The 908-nt window shown below is 48.0% G+C and carries 2 protein-coding genes; both read left to right on the top strand.

Translation table 11 applies throughout. From position 1 onward, the window contains the following. The coding region (locus tag RC73_RS20420) for a flagellin (protein ID WP_268814497.1) at positions 1 to 179 on the top strand (179 nt) is incomplete at its 5' end. Positions 180 to 451: 272 nt separating this feature from the next. Further along, positions 452 to 908, top strand: a 457-nt coding sequence (locus RC73_RS19630) for a flagellin N-terminal helical domain-containing protein (protein ID WP_039036206.1), incomplete at its 3' end; no start/stop codon positions are given.

Raw genomic sequence — 908 nt, 5'->3', positions numbered from 1 at the left:
TCAACAACTTGAATAGCATTAGCACCAACGTATCTGATGCCCGTAGCCGGATTCAGGATGTGGACTTTGCCAAGGAAACGGCCACTATGACCAAGCAGCAGATTTTGTCTCAGACTTCTTCTGCCATGCTGGCCCAGGCGAACCAGTTGCCTCAGGTAGCTCTGTCACTGCTTGGTTAAAGTAAATAAAAACTGCAATGGCATCAACCCACAACAGCGGCCAAAGTCGCTGCTGTGGGTTTTATTCATTATGTGTGAGCGGGAAATTAAGTTATAGCAATAGCGCGACTGCATAAAAATCATTAAAATACAATCAATTAGTTGCAATTTATAAAAAAGATGATTTTTTGGCTAAAGTCTCTCTGTTGGCTGCCGTTACAGTGACTGTAACAGATTAGCTCCGCTTGGCTTGACAGCCAGCCAGCGGTCAACCAGCAAGAGAGGAACCTATTATGGCCATTTCCGTCAATACCAACGTGACTTCCCTGAGTTCACAAAAGAACCTCAATAATGCCAACAGTGCATTGAAAACCTCCATGGAGCGTCTGTCCAGTGGCCTGCGTATTAACAGCGCCAAAGACGATGCTGCTGGTCTGCAGATCTCCAACCGTTTGACCAGTCAGATCAACGGCCTGGATGTAGCCCAACGCAACGCCAACGATGGTATCTCCATCGCCCAGACGGCCGAAGGCGCTATGCAGGAGTCCACCAATATTTTGCAGCGGATGCGTGACTTATCACTGCAATCGGCCAACGGCTCCAATTCGGCAGAAGACCGCGCCTCAATGCAGAAAGAAATCTCCTCTTTACAAGCTGAACTGACCCGTATTGCAGACACCACCTCTTTCGGTGGCCAAAAGCTGTTGGATGGTAGTTATGGTAGTCAAGCATTTCAGGTAGGTGCGAATG

Source organism: Shewanella sp. ECSMB14102, from assembly GCF_000813075.1.
In the GTDB taxonomy this organism is placed as follows: domain Bacteria; phylum Pseudomonadota; class Gammaproteobacteria; order Enterobacterales; family Shewanellaceae; genus Shewanella; species Shewanella indica.
Note: the sequence above shows the minus strand (reverse complement) of the source record. Positions and strands in the feature narration are given on the sequence as shown.